The 1,568-nt window shown below is 47.3% G+C and carries 1 protein-coding gene; it reads left to right on the top strand.

The window, feature by feature from the left end; translation table 11 throughout:
* Window positions 1-1,568 (top strand): SusD/RagB family nutrient-binding outer membrane lipoprotein (locus tag J1N09_RS15355; protein WP_265201164.1); only part of this gene is annotated, 1,568 nt, incomplete at both ends.

Genomic DNA, 1,568 nt, shown 5'->3' with positions numbered 1-1,568 from the left:
ACGCTCTTCACAGCTTGTGAGACGGTTGAGCTTGAATTATTAGTAAATCCCAACCAGGTTGGGGAGGAGAATTCAGATCCGAACTTCATTTTGAATGATGTTCAGATTACATTCGCCCGTAACATATGGAACGGATTTAACGGACCATCGAGTAGCCTTACTCGTATGACCAACTTGTTTGGTTTCTACAACGGGGCTATTGATGAGAACACCTTATTGACCGAGTGGACACAGTCTTACCAGATGTTTGGTAACATCGACCTTATCCAGGGTCTTAATGAAGTAGATATTGAAAACGGCGGTGAGGGACTTCCTAACCACATTGGTGTGGCACAGGTGCTTGAGGCCTTCACCTATATGCTTCTTGTAGACTATGTGAACAATGTTCCTTATTCTGAAGCCAATCAGCCGGAAGAATTTCCAAACCCGAATGCTGATGCAGGTAAGGTGGTGTACGATGCGCAGATCGAGCTATTGGACGAGGCTATCGCGAACCTACAGGCCGGTGGTCTTGTAGAACCAGAAACAGATCTGTACTTTGGTTCTTTCGATGCAGAGAACTGGATCGCACTTGCCAACACCTTGAAGCTTCGTGCTTACAACAACCTTCGTCTTACCGATGCAGCTCGTGCTACAGCAGGTATCAACGCGACGGCTACTTCAAACATCATCGATAGTTCCAGTGAGGATTTCTCTTTTGGATATTCCGATATTCAGGATCCGGCAGAATCAAGACACCCGTACTTTACTAACGGATATCTTGCTGCAGGTGCTGCTTCTTACATGAGTAACCAATTTCTTGATTTCCTTAATGCAGGAGACAACCAACCTCCGTTTATCGAAACAGGAGATATCGATCCAAGAACTCGTTACTACCTGTATCGTCAAACCGGGACTGAGCCATCAGGTTCAGACCTTCCGTGTGCCGGTGATGCTCGTTACGACTACTGTTACGTAGGTAACCTGTACTGGGGTCGTGACCACACCGATGATGCAGGTATTCCAAACGACGGATTCAAACGTACTACCTTTGGTATTTATCCAGGGGGTGGTGCTTTCGATAGAGATGAGTTTGTTCAGGCAAGGCAAACAGAGAACAACCTGGGTGGAGCCGGAATCCTTCCGATCTACCTGGCTTCTCATACGCACTTCCTGTTGGCAGAAACAGCCCTTACTCTAGGTACTAACGGTAACCCAGCCAACCTATTGGCAGAAGGTATCCGTATCAGCCTTGACAAGGTAGACGACTTCGCAGGAAATCTGGGAGAAGCTCCATTCGCAATGACACAAGCCGATAAGGACGCTTATGTAGCAGGTGTGCTACAAGAGTTCAACGGTGGAAACAACCAGCAGAAACTGGCTGTAATCGCAAGAGAAGCCATGCTGGCATCCTGGGGTAACGGCGTAGAAGTGTACAATATGTACAGAAGAACCGGATTCCCAGATGTACAATCGCCTATCATCCCTGCAGGTGCATTCCCAAGAGGATTCAGATATCCTGTAGACGAAGTAGAAAACAACCCGAACATCCAACAGCGTCAGCTAACCGACCAGGTATTCTGGGATAA

Source organism: Aureitalea sp. L0-47, assembly GCF_026126405.1.
Taxonomy (GTDB): domain Bacteria; phylum Bacteroidota; class Bacteroidia; order Flavobacteriales; family Flavobacteriaceae; genus Pukyongia.
The sequence above is the reverse complement of the archived record's forward strand: the minus strand, read 5'-3'. Positions and strand labels throughout refer to the sequence as shown.